The sequence below is a fragment of the Candidatus Paceibacterota bacterium genome, from assembly GCA_035583355.1.
Lineage (GTDB): Bacteria > Patescibacteriota > Minisyncoccia > Phycocordibacterales > UBA6899 > JAJZQJ01.
On the sequence record DATEZQ010000012.1, the window covers coordinates 18,057 to 34,936 of the forward strand.

The window sequence follows — 16,880 nt, forward strand, 5'->3', positions numbered from 1 at the left end:
AGGTAGCAGAAAAAATAACAGGGTGACGATAGGGAAAAAGAGAAATGCAAATATGAGCGAATTGAATAACATATTACTTTGCGCAAGGTATTCGTAATGCCCCCGCACGGAGAGTGAGTTGGGACTTCAATAATGAAGACATGAGTCGATGACCTTCTTGCTCGAGGTGGATTCCGTCAGTGAGCGTAATCGCAGTAGAAGTTGCAGACGCTGCGTCACGCAATTCCTTTCCGAAATACGCAGTAGTAATCTTATGCTCATTAAGGAAAGCAAGCAGGTGTGCAATCACCGGCATGTCAGCACCCTGCTGTGGCCCCATAAAACTATCCCTTGAAGGATGTGCAACAACAAGGAGCTTCGCACCATTCTTCTCAACGCTCTTTTGCAGCCCGAGAAGGCTCTCATCACCTGCTTTAAAATATGCCTGCGGGTACGATGCACCATCCTCCATGAAGCTCGTACCCTTAGTATCAGCAGCAATAAGCCCACGAAGGCTTCGCAGTTTTTGTGCAATCCCTGTTTCAATGCGAACACGGTTCATAAAACTCGAAGTATTCAATATATCCCGCATCCGTAACAAGAAATTCTCATTGCTTTTAGACTTTGCACTTTCCCCCTCAAAAAAGACTGATTCAACCTGAGCATCTTTATAGTCATCGTAACCTCGTGTCCCTGTATTGAAGAAAAGAATCACAAGATTTGGGTTGTAATGGGAGGCGATTTGCTCATACGCTAAATACTCCTTATATGCGCCCATTCCACTTAGACCGAAATTTAAAACTTCGACTTTTTTCAAACAGCGTTTATGCTCATTAAGTGCTTGCTCAAGCAATGCAGCAAAAGTCTTATCCTCATCAACCTGGAGGCCTTCGACGATTGAGTCACCCAATATGGCGATCCGATAAGTTCCTTGTGGTGCAACGAGTTCCCTGTGAGGACCCATAAACCCAGCGTTGTTTATGCGCACAATAACGGGAGCGCGATCATCCAGCCAATAGTATCCGGAATATCCACCAAAATGAACGAGTGAGTGAGGAGATCCATCAGCAAGACGCGTAAGCACAAAAGCCTCGTAGAGTTGAGTACCAATTTCAAAATATGCAAAAGTTACCACCAGTACACCAAGCAGAAAGGCTGCAAGGAGTAATTGCTTTCGAAGTCGCATTCAAAATATATAGCATATAGATGGAAGCATAACAAGGAATGACAAGGTAGCGCAGAAAGGAACGCTCGAGACAACCTTCCTGGGCAGCAAAAATTGATCAATTGACAATACAAAAACCGAAGCGTGAAGCAACCAAACGAAGCCCTGTAGTGTTATACTAAACACATGATTCCTAAGACGATTCACTATTGTTGGTTTGGTGGAAAACCAAAGCCTGAGCTCGTACAGCGCTGTATCGCAAGCTGGGAGAAATTCTGCCCCGACTTCACAATCAAAGAGTGGAATGAGGAGAACTTCGACGTCAAAGCAAATGCATTTACTGCACTCATGCATAAGCAAGGTCACTGGGCTTTTGTCGCTGATTATGTGCGCCTCGCCGCACTCCTCAATGAAGGCGGTGTTTATCTTGATACGGACATGCTCCTCGTGCAGCCACTCGATAATTTACTCAGCAACAAGATATTTCTTGGAGAAGAAGAACCTGGGATGATTAATGTCGCTGCGATGGGCGCAGAACCACACCACCCCTTCATCAGAACATGTAAGGACTTCTATGACACACACATGACTGAGCGGATCACAATACCCAAGGTCGTCACGAATATCTACAATGGAATAGAGGACAAGAATGGCATTATTGTCCTTCCCCCTGCTGCTTTTTACCCATTCGGCCCTACAGAAATTCAGCATTACAAGGGACAACCACTAGGTTCCGAGACATACGGTGTTCATCTGTGGAATTACTCATGGGGACATCCGCTGAATAAATTCTTCAAGCAACTAGGCATACATACGATAGGAAAAAAAATAAGCGAGAAGCTCGGTATTAAGGAGGTGCTTAAGAAGCTCCTTGGATTCGTCTAGACATATGAAATTCAGCATCATCACACCAACATATAAGCGTGCAGAAAAATTGCAGAGAGCAATTGATTCTGTGCGTGCTCAGAAATATTCAGACTGGGAGATGATCATTATAAATGATACACCACACGCAGAAGGATATTCGAGCGTAGAGGAATTTGTTCGCAAAGACCACCGAATCACCTATATAGTGAACGAGCAAAACAGCGGTGTGAATTTCAGCCGCAATAGAGGCCTCCAGAATATCGCCCAAGATTCTGACTGGGTGATATTTCTTGATGATGATGACTATTTTACTCCCGATGCCCTTTCTGAGCTTGCAAGAATCATCTCCGAAAGGCCAGATGAAAACTGGATTGTAACCGGACGTGGTTATGTGAACGGCACGTCGCTAACGATTGCACCAAAAAACACTACGCACTATGACTATGCGAGAGACTATCTTATCTTTCGCAGATTCCAGGGCGACGCAACACACTGTATAAGGTCATCCGCCCTAAGATCAATCAACTTCTCTCATGAAGTCAAACAGGGTGACGAGTGGGTATTCTATTTTCAGCTAGGGCTAAAAAATGATATATATTACGATAAAATCATCACCACATTCAGCGACGGATACGACGAGCAATCTGGACTAAATAACCGTGTTCGCAAGACGAGCCAGCAGCTTAATACGCTAAAACTCATTTTCAAAGAAGCTAAACAACGAGGCTACAGCCACAAGCCGAGCTTTCTTGTATATTTTACGATGAGAATCATTCGTGCGTTCATCAAACGATAGAATACATATCATGCTTCAATATATAAAAGAAAAAAGGGAGCACATACGCCGAAGTACCATGCTCCAAAAATTTCTAAGAAATACAGGATGGATGCTCACCGGAAGAGTTGCAACGATGATCATCTCTTTTTTTGCAACACTATTCATCGCGCGACACCTTGGTCCGACCAACTACGGACAACTGAGCTTTGCAATAAGCATGAATGGACTCTTTGCCTTCATTGCGCCACTTGGGCTGGATCAAATCCTATTCAGGGAACTTGTGCGTACGCCCGAAAAGAAAAATGAACTTCTTGGGACAACACTTTTGCTTAAGCTTGCTGCAGGTACGCTTGCCGCCACCCTCTCGATCATCACCGCTTTTACTATAAAAGCAGAAGATATCACAAGGATTCTCATCGTCATACTTTCAGGCACTTTCATCTTCAATGCCTTTCTCATAATAAACTATGAATTTCTTTCACGTTCTGAGTCTAAATACCAATCGATTATCAGTATCGCAACTTCGGCCACACTCAATATATTGAAGATTCTCGCCATTCTTCTTTCCAAGGGAGTAATCTACCTTGCATTAATCCTGTTGCTTGAAGCAGTACTCAATGCAATCCTCTACGTATTCATCTATCAAACAAAGATAGAGGAAAATATTCAATCATGGACATGGAACAAGCAGCTTGCGAAATTGCTCGTACGCGACTCACTCCCTGTTGTCCTCCTCACTGCATTTGCGAATATTTACTCCCGTGTCGACCAAGTCATCATCAAATATATGCTTGATGTGACTCAGGTTGGTGTTTATGATGCAGCAGTGCGCGTTGCTGAACTATGGTCGTTCCTTCCCTCGATCATCATTACCGCACTCGTTCCATCAATTGTATCAAGCACAACCGAGGGGGGTATTACTTTCAAGAAGCGCATGCGACAAGGAATAGCACTATTAACAGTCATACCCTCCGCAATTGCTGCACTTGTAGGTTTTTTTGCTCCACTTATCGTTCATGTCTTGTATGGAAAAGGCTACGAGGGAAGTGTATCGATTCTTCAGATATACGTCTGGTCTGGAGTATTCACCTCACTTGGTCTATTCTTCTATCAATACCTCATTGCGATGAATCTACGGTTCATACTCATTTTCTCTTCTTTCGTACCCATGGTTCTCAATATCATCCTTAATATCCTATGGATTCCCCTTTACGGTATAAATGGTGCGGCATATGCGACACTTGTCTCCTATATGTTCCTCCCCGCATCCCTACTATTCTTTAAGAGCACTCGCAATATGATACTTGGGAGTTATCGTGCCGCCTAAGAATGAATTCTTTACAGCAAATACGAAACCTGTAATAATTAGCGGAATCAAAAACTTTCCAATTAACCCACACCTATGTACATTAGAAAGATAGTAAGGAGGATCACTTGGGTCCTACGAAGTTTGCCGAACATGCTTATGGCTGCAGCATTCGAAACCAAGAAGCATCCTTGGTTATATATATATGAGTATATGACGCTGTCTGCAGAACAGCGCTACGCACGCACTCATTTTTACATAAACAAATACTTCAAGATCACTTCAAACAAGACCGACCACATCCTAGAATGGGGCGACTTCAAGATCGCGCTACCGGACGATTTTTTCAGCAAAGAATCTTCGATGCTTTCGTTCTTGACGGTCTTTTTCGATATCATCTATCCCAACCAGGTACGCTTTCCGATTCCATTCATCGTTATCGAAGGAAGCTACGAGAAATTTGGTGTACGACTACAGGAAGATGACTACGTTGTCGATGCAGGAGCACACGTTGGCGTATTCTCCGTCGATGCATCACGAAAGATTGGACCACAAGGAAAAGTATTCTCATTCGAGCCAATCCCCGCGATTAACGCTATATTGAAAAACCAAACGAAATATACCGCAAGTGACAATATCATCGCGAATACAGAGGCTCTTGGTGCGAAAAAGGGTGCGACCACCTATCGTTTTTCAGACGAAAAGACTAGTAGCTCTGCAGAAAACTCCGAGGGTGAATCCATCGACGTAACCATAACCACACTTGATGATTATGTAAAAGAGCACAAGATAGAAAAGATCAATTTCATAAAAATGGATATTGAAGGTTCAGAAATCGCTGCACTCACTGGTGCCACAGAAACGATAAAAAGATTCAAGCCAAGGCTATCAATCTGTATCTATCATCGCCCTGGAGACCCTGAAGCGATAAAACGATTGATACTTGATATGAGACCAGACTATCAGCACGCAATGACAAAATGGAAAATTTACGCATGGTAAGCTCGCGCTGCAAATAGGAATAACATGAAAAAAGACCTAAAAAGTTACGAACGCCATAACGCACATTTTAACACGAGTGAAAATAATGACGAGAATACCCTCGCCATCATCAGGCGCTACGACGGCATGAAGCAATTTGAGCGTATGGGATTTGCTCTTGCACTCTCTCTTTCGAGTAGGGCGCCAAAGACCCATATAGATATCGGCTCTGGAAACGGCTGGCTTCTTCGAAAAATGTCACCATATTTCGAGACCACGATCGGAGTCGAACCTTCTTCGACAGCAATAGCACTTTGCAAACGTGTTCACGCACAACTGCAGAACATGCGACTGGTCAATGCTGATATGTGCGATGGGATCGACCAACTCCAAATATCAGAGCCGGTCTTTCTCACAACATCGGTCGTGCTCACGCATATCGAAGATTACTACATTGCCGCATTCTTGGAAAAAGTAAATGATCTTCCTGTCGGTTCCATACTCTGCTTTGCGGAACCATATGATACGAACCATCAGTGGGGGTACTGGCACGTACGAAGCAAAGATTGGTGGATTAAGAACCTACCGAACTGGCAACTGCAATTCCTTAATCTCGAGATAGACGGTTATGCACACACAATCTATGGAGTATGTGTAGGAAAGGACGAGGTACGCACACAGAAACTCATGTCACTCCCTCAGAAAGCGATTTGGAATCTGAGTGTGGTATACCATCAAGCAGCAAGGGTTTTTAGAAAACTCAAAACACTTGTGAAATAAAAGACGAGCACCGAATGGTGCTCGTTTGTTTTTTTATTTCGCATCCCAGACTTTCCAGGGTGCTCCGCCAGCCCAGAGCCGCTCAAGCTCCTGCTTGTCGCCGAGGGTGTCCATCGCCTTCCAGAAACCATCATGCGGGTAAGAAACCAGCTGGCCGTCTCGCGCAAGCGCGTCGAGTGGCCCCCGCTCGAACATGACACTATCAGAATTCTGCAGATAATCGAAGACTGCCGGCTCGCAGACGAAGAATCCGCCATTTACACGACTGCGATTATCTGTTTTTTCGCTGAAAGAGGCAATGATGTTATCGGCGCCAATATCAGGAACACCGTAGCGTCCTTCAGGCACGATGGTCGTCATGGTCACAAGTTTCCCGTGAGACTTGTGATGCGCGAGCAGCTCATGGATATTCACGTTCGCCACTCCGTCGCCATATGTAAGCATGAAGGGCTCGTTGCCCACATATTCACGAATACGCGCGATGCGTCCTGCGGTCATTGTATGGAGGCCAGTGTCGATGAGCGCAATCTTCCAAGGCTCGTGCGTCGTCGTATGGTATTCAATTGCATCACGCTCGAGATCGAGCGTGAAACTGTTCTGCAGCGACTTGTAGCGCAGAAACCAGTCCTTAATGTACTCACCCTTGTATCCAAGGCAGATCACGAATTCATGAATTTCGAAAAACGAATAGATCTTCATGATGTGCCAAAGGAGTGGCATGCCACCAATCTCCACCATTGGCTTCGGGCGAACCTGCGTCTCCTCGCTAATACGCGTCCCGAGACCACCCGCAAGAATCACAACTTTCATGGGAGCCTCCCGCTCTGATTTTCGAAGGAAAAGTATTCCTCGATCTGCGCAAGCGTGAACTCGCGCATATTGACGCTGCCATCATAGTACGCCTGGTACCACTTGATGGTTTGCTCTAAAGCACGTTCCACTTTCCACTGCGAAACCCAACCGAGATGAACGAATGCTTTCGTCACATCGAGTGCGAGACGACTGGTCTCGTGCTTCTCATGGTCGGGGACAACGCGAAGCTCTCCCACACCTGCACAAGCGATGAGTTTCCTCGTCACCTCACCCACAGAGACCCAAGCATCAACGCTCGGACCAAAGTTCCACGGACCTGAGCACTCCACCATTCCCTCTGCAAGTGACTTTCCAAGCTGCAAATAACCGGAGAGAGGTTCAAGCACATGCTCCCAGGGTCGAATCGCATCGGGGTTGCGGAGTGCAACCACCCCATCTCCAGTAAAAATGGCACGAATAATATCAGGAACAAGACGGTCTTCAGACCAGTCGCCACCCCCGATGACATTCCCCGCACGCGCGATCGCGACAAGCGTCGAATGTTCAATGCCATATTTTTCGGGATTGAAGTAGGAACGCAGATAGGACTGCGTCACGATATCTGCTGCAGCCTTACTCGCACTGTAGGGATCATATCCCCCAAGCGCATCAATCTCTCGATAGGGATGGACCCACTCTCGGTTCTCATACACCTTATCGGTAGTAACGACCACCGCAGAGCGCACCGTCTGAGTCTCTCGAATACTTTCGAGAACGTGCGTCGTGCCCATCACATTTGTCGAGATAGTCAGCAATGGCTCACGATAACTCCTGCGAACCAGGGGTTGCGCCGCGAGATGAAATACGATCTCTGGTTGTGATTCGATCATGACCTCTCGAAGCGCGCCCCTGTCGCGCACATCGACAACGAAGTTGCGCAATGCCGACCGGAGTTCAAATGCGTCAAAGAGATTCGGCCCACTAGGTGGCGCGAGTGCGACACCAGTGACCTCGGCACCCCAAGAGGAAAGCAGTAGCGCAAGCCAGCCACCCTTAAAACCGGTATGGCCAGTGATGAGCACCCTCTTACCTCGATAGAACTCTGCGAGCGAATGACGATACATGAATACCTCCCTAATGAACAGAACTTATCGAATACTGCATCAAAAGCAGTAGCGAGTCAATCTAGAAAATATAACCACACATGAGCAACTTTTGTCCCAATCCTTGTGTTTTACAATTAGATAATATGTGGTAGTGTTTGGCCAGTTCTTTCTTTTACACAAGGAGCAGTATATGCGCGTCCCCTACGCTTTTTCATTCCACGGCCAAGAAGAGATCGACGCAGTTGTGAATGTCCTCAAGACAGGTACGGCCGTCGGCAAAGCCACCAAAGCTTTCGAGGCTGATGTGGCCGTTCGTTTCGGCAAAGCTCATGGCATCATGGTGAATTCCGGTTCGTCCGCGAATCTCCTTGCCATGGAACTCCTCAACCTCCGGCCTGGCGACGAGGTCATCACACCTCTCCTCACCTTCAGTACGGTCGTGGCGCCCATCATCCAGAAGGGCCTTACCCCAGTATTCGTCGATGTCGAAGAGGGCACCTACGTTGTCGACCCCAAGCGGGTTGAGGCGGCGATTTCGCCCAAGACCAAGGCGCTCATGATCCCCTCGCTGCTCGGCAACATCCCGAATCTCCGTGAGCTGCGCGACATCGCGCATCTCCATGACCTCGCCCTCATCGAGGATTCCTGCGACACGCTCGGCGGAATGTTCGAGGGCGAACCGACTGGATCTTACTCGGACATCACCACCACAAGCTTCTACGGCTCCCACATCATCAATGGTGCGGGCGGTGGTGGTATGATCATGGTCCACGACAAAAAACTCGCGGAACGCCTCTTGGTGCTCCGTGGCTGGGGCCGCCAATCTTCGCTCTTCGGCGAAGGTATGGAATCCGAGCGCCCCGAGAACCGCTTTAATGTGGAGCTCGAGGGTATCGCGTACGATCGCAAGTTCGTTTTCTCGGAAATGGGATACAATTTCCTACCGCTCGAGATCTCGGCAGCCTTCGGTCTCGAACAGCTCAAGCGTCTTCCGGGATTCATGGATACACGCAGAGAGTCCTTCGCTGACCTCCTGGAATTCTTCGGTCAGTACGAACACCTGTTCACGCTACCGAAGCAGACCAAGGGCGCAGATGCGATCTGGCTCGCCTTCCCGATCACCATCAAGGAAGGAGCGCCATTCACACGACTCCAGCTCGCGACCTATCTCGAAGAGTGCGACATCCAGACGAGGCCCATCTTCACGGGCAACATCCTGAAACAGCCAGGCTTCAAGGATATTCCTCACCGCCTCGCCGAATCGGACTACCCCGTGACGAATCAGATTATGCGTAGTGGCCTCGTGCTTGCCGCGCATCAGGGCCTCACGAAGGAACAACTTTCGTATATGAAAAACTGCATCTCTGAATTCATCGCGCGCAAGTCCTAATTTTTCTTGCAACGCAAAGACCCGCAACACGCGGGTCTTTTTTTACAAAAACGGTAGCCTTGCCATATCGTAATCAAGTGTTATTGTGCTAACAGCACAGTACATTCACAGAAACAAGGAGCGCAATATGCGCATCGAAACGTTGCAAATTCCCAGCATTTTTCTCATCACCCCTCGCCTCCTGACCGACAATCGAGGAACGTTCGAGAAATCGTTCATCGCGAGTTTATTTAAGTCTCACGGCATGGATACAGAAATCCAGGAAGAATTTGCATCAACCTCCGAGAGCGGCGTCATCCGCGGAATGCACTTCCAATCGCCACCAATGGCGTGTGCAAAATATGTTTCCGTGACATCAGGAAGCATTCTCGACGTCGTACTCGACCTAAGGAGATCTGCATCAACGTACGGCACGCATATCACAATCTTGCTCAGTGCAGAAAATCACCAAATGCTTTATATCCCCCAGGGATTTGCTCATGGCTTTCTCGCCCTTGAAGACAAAACGGTCGTGCGTTATTTGCAGACGAGGGAGTTTTCACCCGACCACGACAAAGGGATTCACTTTGACTCCTTTGGTTGTGATTGGCAAGTAAGCAACCCCATCTTGTCGAATCGCGACAAGAGCCATCCCCCGCTTTCAGAGTTTGAAACTCCATTCAAGTAATTCAGGGAGGTCACATGAAAATTCTAGTCACCGGAGCAACGGGTTTCATTGGCAGTAATCTTGTCGAACGATGCATTGAAAATGGCGACGAAATCACTGCACTCATTCGCCCTACCACAAATACGACGAAACTCGACACTCGAGTGCGCACGCATAACTTCACGGGCGACATGTACTCAATCGAGGAACTCTTCGCAAAAAATTACTTCAACGGGGTGATTCACCTCGCGACGCATTTCCTAGCACAACATCGACCACAAGATATTACGCAACTCCTTGAGAGCAACATATCCTTCGGTACGAAGCTCTTGGATGTCGCCACGCGGCACGAAACGCCTTGGTTCATCAACACGAGTACGTTTGTGCAATACGCAGCAGACGGCACCTACGCCCCCATGAACCTGTATGCGGCGACAAAGCAAGCATTTGCGGATATTGTGCGCTACTACGCAGAAACCTCACCGACGACAATCATTGACATCACACTCTTTGACACGTTCGGGAAGGGCGATACCCGCAGAAAGCTCGCGAATATCCTCCTTGAGGCTGCACAGAAGAAAATGCCACTTGATATGTCTCCGGGCGAACAGATCCTCGACATCAGCCCCATCGAGAACATCATCGACGGATTCGAGAGGATGCTTGAGTTACTTTCAAGTCCAGCGCAGACCAATCTTCGAGGAAAGTCATTCGTGCTCTCGTCAGGGGAACAAATGACATTGCGTGACTTCGTGGCGCTCTTTGGTCGCATTTGTGGCCACCCCATCGATGCGCGATTTGGCGCCTTGAACTACCGTCCAAGAGAAATCATGCTTCCACTACAGCATGGACTTATTGTCCCAGGATGGGAGCCACGACTCACCCTTGAGGAAGCACTGACTTCCTTTATCGGTGTGCAGAAATAAACCACACATACGGCCCTTCACGGGCCGTTTTTCTTATGTTCCTTCATAAGGCAGCATGGGTGCGGAAACCCACACAGAATGCTATAATCGTCTGATGGAATCTCCAGAATCTCCAATCCTCACGGTAGTTTTTCCGGTATATAAAGATCATGATTTTCTTAGGAGAGCACTCACCGCACTCAAGCGACAAACGTTTAGATCTTTCAAAGTGGTCATCATCGACAATGCATCCCCAGTTGGATTCGATGCACTCAGAGAAGAGTTTAAAGCGGAATTTCCCGTTGAAATCACTCGGAACGAAACAAATATTGGTGCAATGCCGAATATGCTCAAAAGCATCACCTTCCCTGTTGATACAAAATACATACTCTCTCAACATGCCGACGACTTCCTGAAGTCGGATTATCTTGAACAAGCAATACTACTCCTCGAAAAAAACCCATCCATCTCATGGGTCACAACTGGACCAGAATGGGTTTCGAAAGATATCACATTCACTGAAAAAAGGATGGATAGTACTGAGTACATCACCTTCGATGCAGCTGAATTTGCGGAAGCAGTACTGAACTTCACTCCATTCATCTTTGGTGCGGTCATATATCGTAAGGAGCAGCGAATTTATGACTGGAAATTCAACCTCTACGATGTATTCTGTGATCGCTTCATGCTGGGGACCATTCTTGAACAGTTCAATGCTCATGGAGCTTTTTTCACAGGAAGGGGGATATTCGAACGTGACCACACACTTGATGTAAGAGACGATCGTGGCTCCACTCTAACCCCTACACATGCAATCAACCTACTTTCTTTCTATCGAGGCCTCCTCACAAAGAAGTTTCCCCGAAATAAAGTCGACGTTCTCAGTACGAACGCAGCGCTCTACTACCTTAGCACGTTCCCAAGAAGCTTCTCGCTTCGAGCATTTCTCAAAGAACAAAAGCCTCATCATCTCATAAGCATACATGCAATACGCGGACTCGGCTTATACGCACTTTTCACACGCCTTCTCTCAAACAGCGCGAAACTAGGATTACTGCGATTCCGAAAGCGTATAAAAAACCTTTTTCACTATAATCGAGTTATAGAAAACACATGAAAGTCATTACACTAATCCCAGTCAAAAATGAAGCATGGATCCTACCCTGGACGCTAAAGAATTTTTCTGACTTCTCTGATGTCATCATCATTGCAGACCAGCAATCAACGGATGCGACTCGAGCAATCTGTGCGCAATTCCCAAAAGTCAAAGTCATTGATAATAACAATCAAGGCCATTCGAACATGGTACGCTGGCTCCTCCTAGATGAGGCACGTAAAATTCCAGGAGAAAAACTGATCGTTTTCCTTGATGCAGACGAACCGATTTCACCAAAGGCAATTGAAGCAATGAAAGCAGCATGCACAAGGAAGCCACTTGCGTTCGTTGCGGACTGGGTACAGCTCATGAACGATGGCACTGTTCATCGTGTTGATGGCGTATGGCGCAAGAGCCTAAAAGCCTTTGCATTCTATGATGACGACAAGGTGAAATTTCCACAACAGGTGGTTATTAATGATCATACCGCACGAATCCCTCCAATCACCGACAGTATCTCGATAAGCCTCCCCATCCTCCATCTGCACTTCATGGCACTTGAGAGAAATAAGATTAAGCAGGTTTGGTATATGTGTCATGAACTTGCTGCTGGCATACACCCTTATCGTGTGAACAACAAGTATGCAATTGCAAAATTTGAAAAGATAGAAACTGAACCAGTTCCTTCGGAATGGCTCGAAGGAGTAACTCTTCCTCCTCATGATGCATTCAATGCACCAGATATCGAGAGAGAGGAGCGTATTCAAGAACTGTTCAAAGAAAAAGGCATCGCATTCTTTGAACCACTTGATATATGGAATAACATGACACTGCGAGCACAATTCGAAAAAGAAGTCGGGCGCGCTCCGAATCCCTCGTTGCCACCAAAGTGGCTCGTATCACTCAATGATATGAAAAACTATATCCGATATAAGCTTCTCAAATAAAAGAGGGCTAGTAATACTCATATGAAAAGAACCATTATCGCCCTTCTTGAGCGCATACTCAACAAAGCAATCCTTGTACTACCCCCACAGGTTGTCCGTGGTAACCTTAAAACCGCCGTATACTCAAAACTCGGTTTTTGGTATGTTGGTAATGTATTTAGCGTAGCAGATATCGCATATGGCATTGCTTACAGCGGTGGATCCGTTGAAGAAAATGGTACGAAGCTCACAATTAACCTGCTTCGCCAGCTCAAACAAAAGAAACAACATCTTGTTTTCTACGATATCGGCGCAAATACAGGCTACTATGGAATTCTCGCTGCCGCACAAGACCAATCGATACAAGTGCACTCATTTGAACCGCTAGAGGAGCACCTTGAATGCCTTACCGAAACTGTAAAACTCAACAACTTCTCTGACCGCATCACAATTCACCCTATTGCTATCGGAGATTCGAAAACGACCGCAGAAATCACGATTGCAGGATCAGGTTCCAGTCTCGTCAAAGGTTTCAATGGGGACATGAAACTTGCGAAGCGAAATATCACTGTAGAGACTCTTGATGGACTTTCACTTCCCCCTCCTGATTTCATAAAGATTGACGTTGAGGGCTTCGAATACCGAGCATTGCTCGGTGGACGAAAGACGATCGCCGCGGCGCACCCTGTGCTTTATATCGAGATTGCACACTCACTCAGCAAGAGAGCGTATATCAATGAAGATTTCCAGAAAATTTTCGACCTACTCGGCGATGAAGGATACACCGCATATCTCCACAAGGGCGAAAACCTTGTGAGTATTCCAGAGGTACCCATCGATGGGGCATATATGTACTTATTTATCCACAAAGAGACACCACTCGATCTTCCTTTCGTAAAGTAATCAGAAGATAAGAACACCCGTCGAAAATACACATCTTTTAATCAAACTCATATTCATGAAAAATCAAAATTTTTGGTACGGAAAGCGAGTCCTCGTTACTGGGGCAGACGGATTTGTTGCCGCAAACCTCATAAAGAAGTTACTTGGCCTTGGTGCCGTAGTTGTCGGAACAGTGCGTCATAATCGCCCAATCAAAACACTTGAGTTGCTCGACGAGGGAGAAGAGAAGAGCTCATCGCCGGATATTGAGTTCAACGATCTGCTCGACTTTGCTGCAACTCGTAGAATTTGTGATAGGCATCAGATTGATACAATCTTCCACCTCGCAGCAATTTCAATCGTAAGTAATGCGGCGAATTCTCCCATCTCAACAATCGAGAATAATGTCGAGACTACCTTGAATCTCCTTGAGGTTGCCCGTACGAACAATATTCCACGTGTGGTTATTGTTTCAACTGACAAAGTGTACGGTGATCATGCAAATGATACCGAGGAAACACTCCCTTATCGAGAACACTATGCACTCCGCGGATTGGACGTCTATAGTTCATCTAAAGTTGCAGCAGATATGATTGCACAAACGTACGCATATCAATACAAGCTCCCAGTGATGATTACACGAGCATGTAATATTTATGGCCCAGGAGACCTCAACTTCACAAGGCTTATACCAAGAACGATAATGCGTCTTATGGAGGGCAAGGCCCCTGTCATCAATATCGGCAACGAACATGTCCTTCGTGAATATATCTATGTTGATGATGTTGTTGACGCATATCTCTTGCTTGCAGAGAAGACGAATGAGTATTATGGACAGAATCTTGAGAATATGCCCTCAAGCGGAGCAAAAACGTACGGATGGTCAGCCTTCAATATCGGCAATTATGACAAGAAGGATCTTGCGGAAGTCAAGAAGTGTGATCGCATCCAAAGTGTGACCGACATCATTGCACTCTTGGGTGCCCGTATCAAAAAGATAGAACCAGTCATCATTCCTAAGCCAGTGAATTTCATCGAAATTCCAGATCAATATGCTGATGCAAGCAAGATAAGACAGCTCGGCTTCAGTCCAAAGACGACGATGAGTGATGGAATCGCAAAAACGGTTGCCTGGTACACAAAGCACCAAGAGCAACTTGCCCCACTTGCAGAAAAATATATGAACTAACATGAGTCTTTCTTCCTTCATAAACACACACATGCATCGCGGAAAAATTTACTGGAACATTCGAGAAGCATATGTGCGTTCTTTCTCATTCATGAAGATGTTAATTGATAAGCCCAGAAAAAATACGAAGAAAAGATTGCTTTTCTATCATCTTGCTGGACTCGATTTTGGCGGTACCGAAAAATATCTCCAAATACTGGCAAAGCATCTTGATAAGAATAAATATGATGTATATTTTCTTCATCCCGAGCTCCATGAGGAAGGAGATAAAAGAAAGAGTCGTTTGAACTACATTCGAGATGGTAAGGTAATCGCGATCCCTTTTGCACACGAAAGGGCAGATGATGTGCCTCCCCACTTCGTTTCTGGTATGAATCCTGAAATTCATGAACTCATCAAAGCATTAAACATCGACATACTCGTAATGGCAGAGGTGGGTGGCGCGAACTACCCACTCACGACAGTTCGAAATATCCCCATCATCATGATCAATATTTTTGGTGTACCAAATGTGCAAAAAAATATTGTTTACCATATCTGCATTTCTGAAGAAGTCTCTGCAAAGCTTGAGGGAGTTGTATCAAAAGAAAAACGGGTCGTCTTTCCTGTCCCCTCTGAACCTCCCCTCCCCGAAATGCTTGCGCGAGGCAAAGCAATTCGAGAGAAATTTGGAATCAAGGATTCCGACTTTGTATTCGGAAGAATAGGTCGCCCATCAGATGGCATCTTTGACCCCATCGGGATTAATGCGTTTGAGCTTATCGTGAAGAACCACCCCGAAGCACATTACATCATCATGGCCCCAATGCCTGCATTGAAATCGATTGTGAGCGAACGAAATATCCCAAATGTACATTACATTGACCCAAGCTACGAAGAAGAAGATATTTGGGGATTCCATGGATCACTCGATGCGCTTGCACACTTCAGATTCGACGGAGAATCATTCGGACTAAATATCGCAGAGTCAATGATTGCAGGAAATCCAATACTCTCCCACAAGTCGCACATCTGGAATGCACACCTTGAGTATCTCGATAGCAATTTTAGTCTAGTAAGCGAGAAAGATGATTTCGCTACATATGCTAAAAATATGGAGTCATTCATTGCAAAGAAGAAAAATAGCGACTTCCAAAACATGCGACGCGCAGCAGAGAAGAAGGGACGTGAACTTTTTCTCATCGATACGACAATGAAGCGATTTGAAGAACTCATCGAGACGGCATTCAATAAATAGATTGTGCACAGTCACCCACTTATGAAATTCAGAAAAGCACTCGACAACCCACTCGTTGTATTCTCCTACATCTGGAGACATACCTACCAAAGACTTGTTGCCGACAAGGATGCAGACATTTATGGAAAAGTACGTTTCTTAAGCGAAACAGAAACTCTTGATGAGCTAATGAACCATAGTCGCTCTATGATTCGTGCAGGAGATGGGACGTTTGGATATCTCATGGGGGCGAGTATCTATTTCAATAATTGGCACTTTCGCTACAATCGTGCATTTGCGAGAATCCTCCTCTCGTCCCTTAAAGAAGCTGAGGCTGAGGGTATACTACTTTGCTTTCCCCATGAACAAATAACCCGAAAGAAAGAAGAATACCGATTGGCGAATATTCCCCACGAGTGGTCCATCTGGATTTCTGCGAAAATTCTTGCGAGGAAACTGCTTCGCGAAGGGTCTACATATGGAAACTCAATGTGCTTTCATCCGAAACACAATAAACACATAGACTTCCCCAGAATAAAGCACTTCCTTTCGACGCGACATGTCTATATCGTCACTTCTGGTGTTGAACGATTTACCGATATTAAGCTTGGACTAAGCACAACCTTCATCGAGGCACCAGCTAATGACGCGTGGAGAGTCTATACACAGCTTGAAGATTCCGTACTTAGAGTAATCAGGACCAACGGCCACCAAAAGAACGAGGTGCTCATCATGATCTCAGCCGCAGAGGCAGCAAAAGTCATGATCCTTGATCTGCACAGGCAAGGTTATGTGTGCTGGGACACAGGGCAGTTCTTCGAGCTTGCATGTAAGCAAATAGCGGCACTCTAAAGATTCACACTACGCAAAAAAACG

The 16,880-nt window shown here is 46.2% G+C and carries 17 protein-coding genes; 14 read left to right on the plus strand and 3 right to left on the minus strand.

What is annotated here, in order from left to right; translation table 11 throughout:
• Positions 1 to 73: 73 nt before the first annotated feature.
• Positions 74 to 1,165 carry an SGNH/GDSL hydrolase family protein gene (locus VJ579_04680; protein HXK38334.1) on the minus strand — a complete coding sequence of 364 codons (1,092 nt, stop codon included), beginning with the start codon at positions 1,163 to 1,165 and terminating at the stop codon, positions 74 to 76.
• 165 nt (positions 1,166 to 1,330) lie between these two features.
• Here VJ579_04680 and VJ579_04685 point away from each other — a divergent pair, with 165 nt between their 5' ends.
• From VJ579_04685 to VJ579_04705, 5 genes are all read left to right on the plus strand, one after another.
• A complete protein-coding gene (locus VJ579_04685) occupies positions 1,331 to 2,029 on the plus strand; it encodes a glycosyltransferase (GenBank protein HXK38335.1) in 699 nt (232 codons plus the stop codon).
• 4 nt (positions 2,030 to 2,033) lie between these two features.
• Positions 2,034 to 2,807, plus strand: coding sequence for a glycosyltransferase family 2 protein (locus VJ579_04690; GenBank protein HXK38336.1), 774 nt, complete (start codon positions 2,034 to 2,036; stop codon positions 2,805 to 2,807).
• A gap of 58 nt (positions 2,808 to 2,865) precedes the next feature.
• Positions 2,866 to 4,116, plus strand: a complete 1,251-nt coding sequence (locus VJ579_04695) for a flippase (protein ID HXK38337.1) — start codon at positions 2,866 to 2,868, stop codon at positions 4,114 to 4,116.
• Positions 4,117 to 4,308: 192 nt separating this feature from the next.
• Complete coding sequence (locus VJ579_04700) at positions 4,309 to 5,097, plus strand: FkbM family methyltransferase (GenBank protein ID HXK38338.1); 789 nt, start codon at positions 4,309 to 4,311, stop codon at positions 5,095 to 5,097.
• A 24-nt stretch (positions 5,098 to 5,121) separates the two neighbouring features.
• Entirely contained in the window at positions 5,122 to 5,856 is a 735-nt protein-coding gene (locus tag VJ579_04705; protein ID HXK38339.1) for a class I SAM-dependent methyltransferase, read from the plus strand.
• 33 nt (positions 5,857 to 5,889) lie between these two features.
• Here VJ579_04705 and rfbF read toward each other — a convergent pair whose 3' ends face one another.
• Complete coding sequence (gene rfbF, locus VJ579_04710; protein HXK38340.1) at positions 5,890 to 6,666, minus strand: glucose-1-phosphate cytidylyltransferase; 777 nt, start codon at positions 6,664 to 6,666, stop codon at positions 5,890 to 5,892.
• The gene (rfbG, locus tag VJ579_04715) at positions 6,663 to 7,772 is read right to left on the minus strand and encodes a CDP-glucose 4,6-dehydratase (protein HXK38341.1); all 1,110 of its coding nucleotides are present in this window, start codon (positions 7,770 to 7,772) and stop codon (positions 6,663 to 6,665) included. The genes rfbF and rfbG overlap by 4 nt, the downstream gene beginning before the upstream one ends.
• A gap of 172 nt (positions 7,773 to 7,944) precedes the next feature.
• Here rfbG and VJ579_04720 point away from each other — a divergent pair, with 172 nt between their 5' ends.
• The 9 genes from VJ579_04720 to VJ579_04760 all read left to right on the plus strand — a co-directional run bounded on the left by VJ579_04720 (position 7,945) and on the right by VJ579_04760 (position 16,856).
• Positions 7,945 to 9,144, plus strand: a complete 1,200-nt coding sequence (locus VJ579_04720; protein HXK38342.1) for an aminotransferase class I/II-fold pyridoxal phosphate-dependent enzyme — start codon at positions 7,945 to 7,947, stop codon at positions 9,142 to 9,144.
• Positions 9,145 to 9,271: 127 nt separating this feature from the next.
• Positions 9,272 to 9,811 carry a dTDP-4-dehydrorhamnose 3,5-epimerase gene (gene rfbC / locus VJ579_04725; GenBank protein HXK38343.1) on the plus strand — a complete coding sequence of 180 codons (540 nt, stop codon included), beginning with the start codon at positions 9,272 to 9,274 and terminating at the stop codon, positions 9,809 to 9,811.
• Between the two features lie 14 nt (positions 9,812 to 9,825).
• A complete protein-coding gene (locus VJ579_04730; GenBank protein ID HXK38344.1) occupies positions 9,826 to 10,716 on the plus strand; it encodes an NAD(P)-dependent oxidoreductase in 891 nt (296 codons plus the stop codon).
• A gap of 94 nt (positions 10,717 to 10,810) precedes the next feature.
• A complete protein-coding gene (locus VJ579_04735) occupies positions 10,811 to 11,812 on the plus strand; it encodes a glycosyltransferase (GenBank protein ID HXK38345.1) in 1,002 nt (333 codons plus the stop codon).
• On the plus strand, positions 11,809 to 12,738 hold the full coding sequence (locus VJ579_04740; protein ID HXK38346.1) for a glycosyltransferase: 930 nt from the start codon (positions 11,809 to 11,811) through the stop codon (positions 12,736 to 12,738). Before VJ579_04735 ends, VJ579_04740 begins: the two co-directional genes overlap by 4 nt.
• Before the next feature lie 21 nt (positions 12,739 to 12,759).
• Complete coding sequence (locus VJ579_04745) at positions 12,760 to 13,620, plus strand: FkbM family methyltransferase (protein ID HXK38347.1); 861 nt, start codon at positions 12,760 to 12,762, stop codon at positions 13,618 to 13,620.
• Between the two features lie 55 nt (positions 13,621 to 13,675).
• Positions 13,676 to 14,788: an NAD-dependent epimerase/dehydratase family protein gene (locus VJ579_04750; GenBank protein ID HXK38348.1), complete on the plus strand. Its 1,113-nt coding sequence runs from the start codon at positions 13,676 to 13,678 to the stop codon at positions 14,786 to 14,788.
• Between the two features lie 31 nt (positions 14,789 to 14,819).
• Positions 14,820 to 16,025 (plus strand): hypothetical protein, encoded by a 1,206-nt coding sequence (locus tag VJ579_04755; GenBank protein ID HXK38349.1) that lies wholly within the window; start codon positions 14,820 to 14,822, stop codon positions 16,023 to 16,025.
• 21 nt (positions 16,026 to 16,046) lie between these two features.
• On the plus strand, positions 16,047 to 16,856 hold the full coding sequence (locus VJ579_04760) for a GT-D fold domain-containing glycosyltransferase (protein HXK38350.1): 810 nt from the start codon (positions 16,047 to 16,049) through the stop codon (positions 16,854 to 16,856).
• Positions 16,857 to 16,880 lie beyond the last annotated feature (24 nt).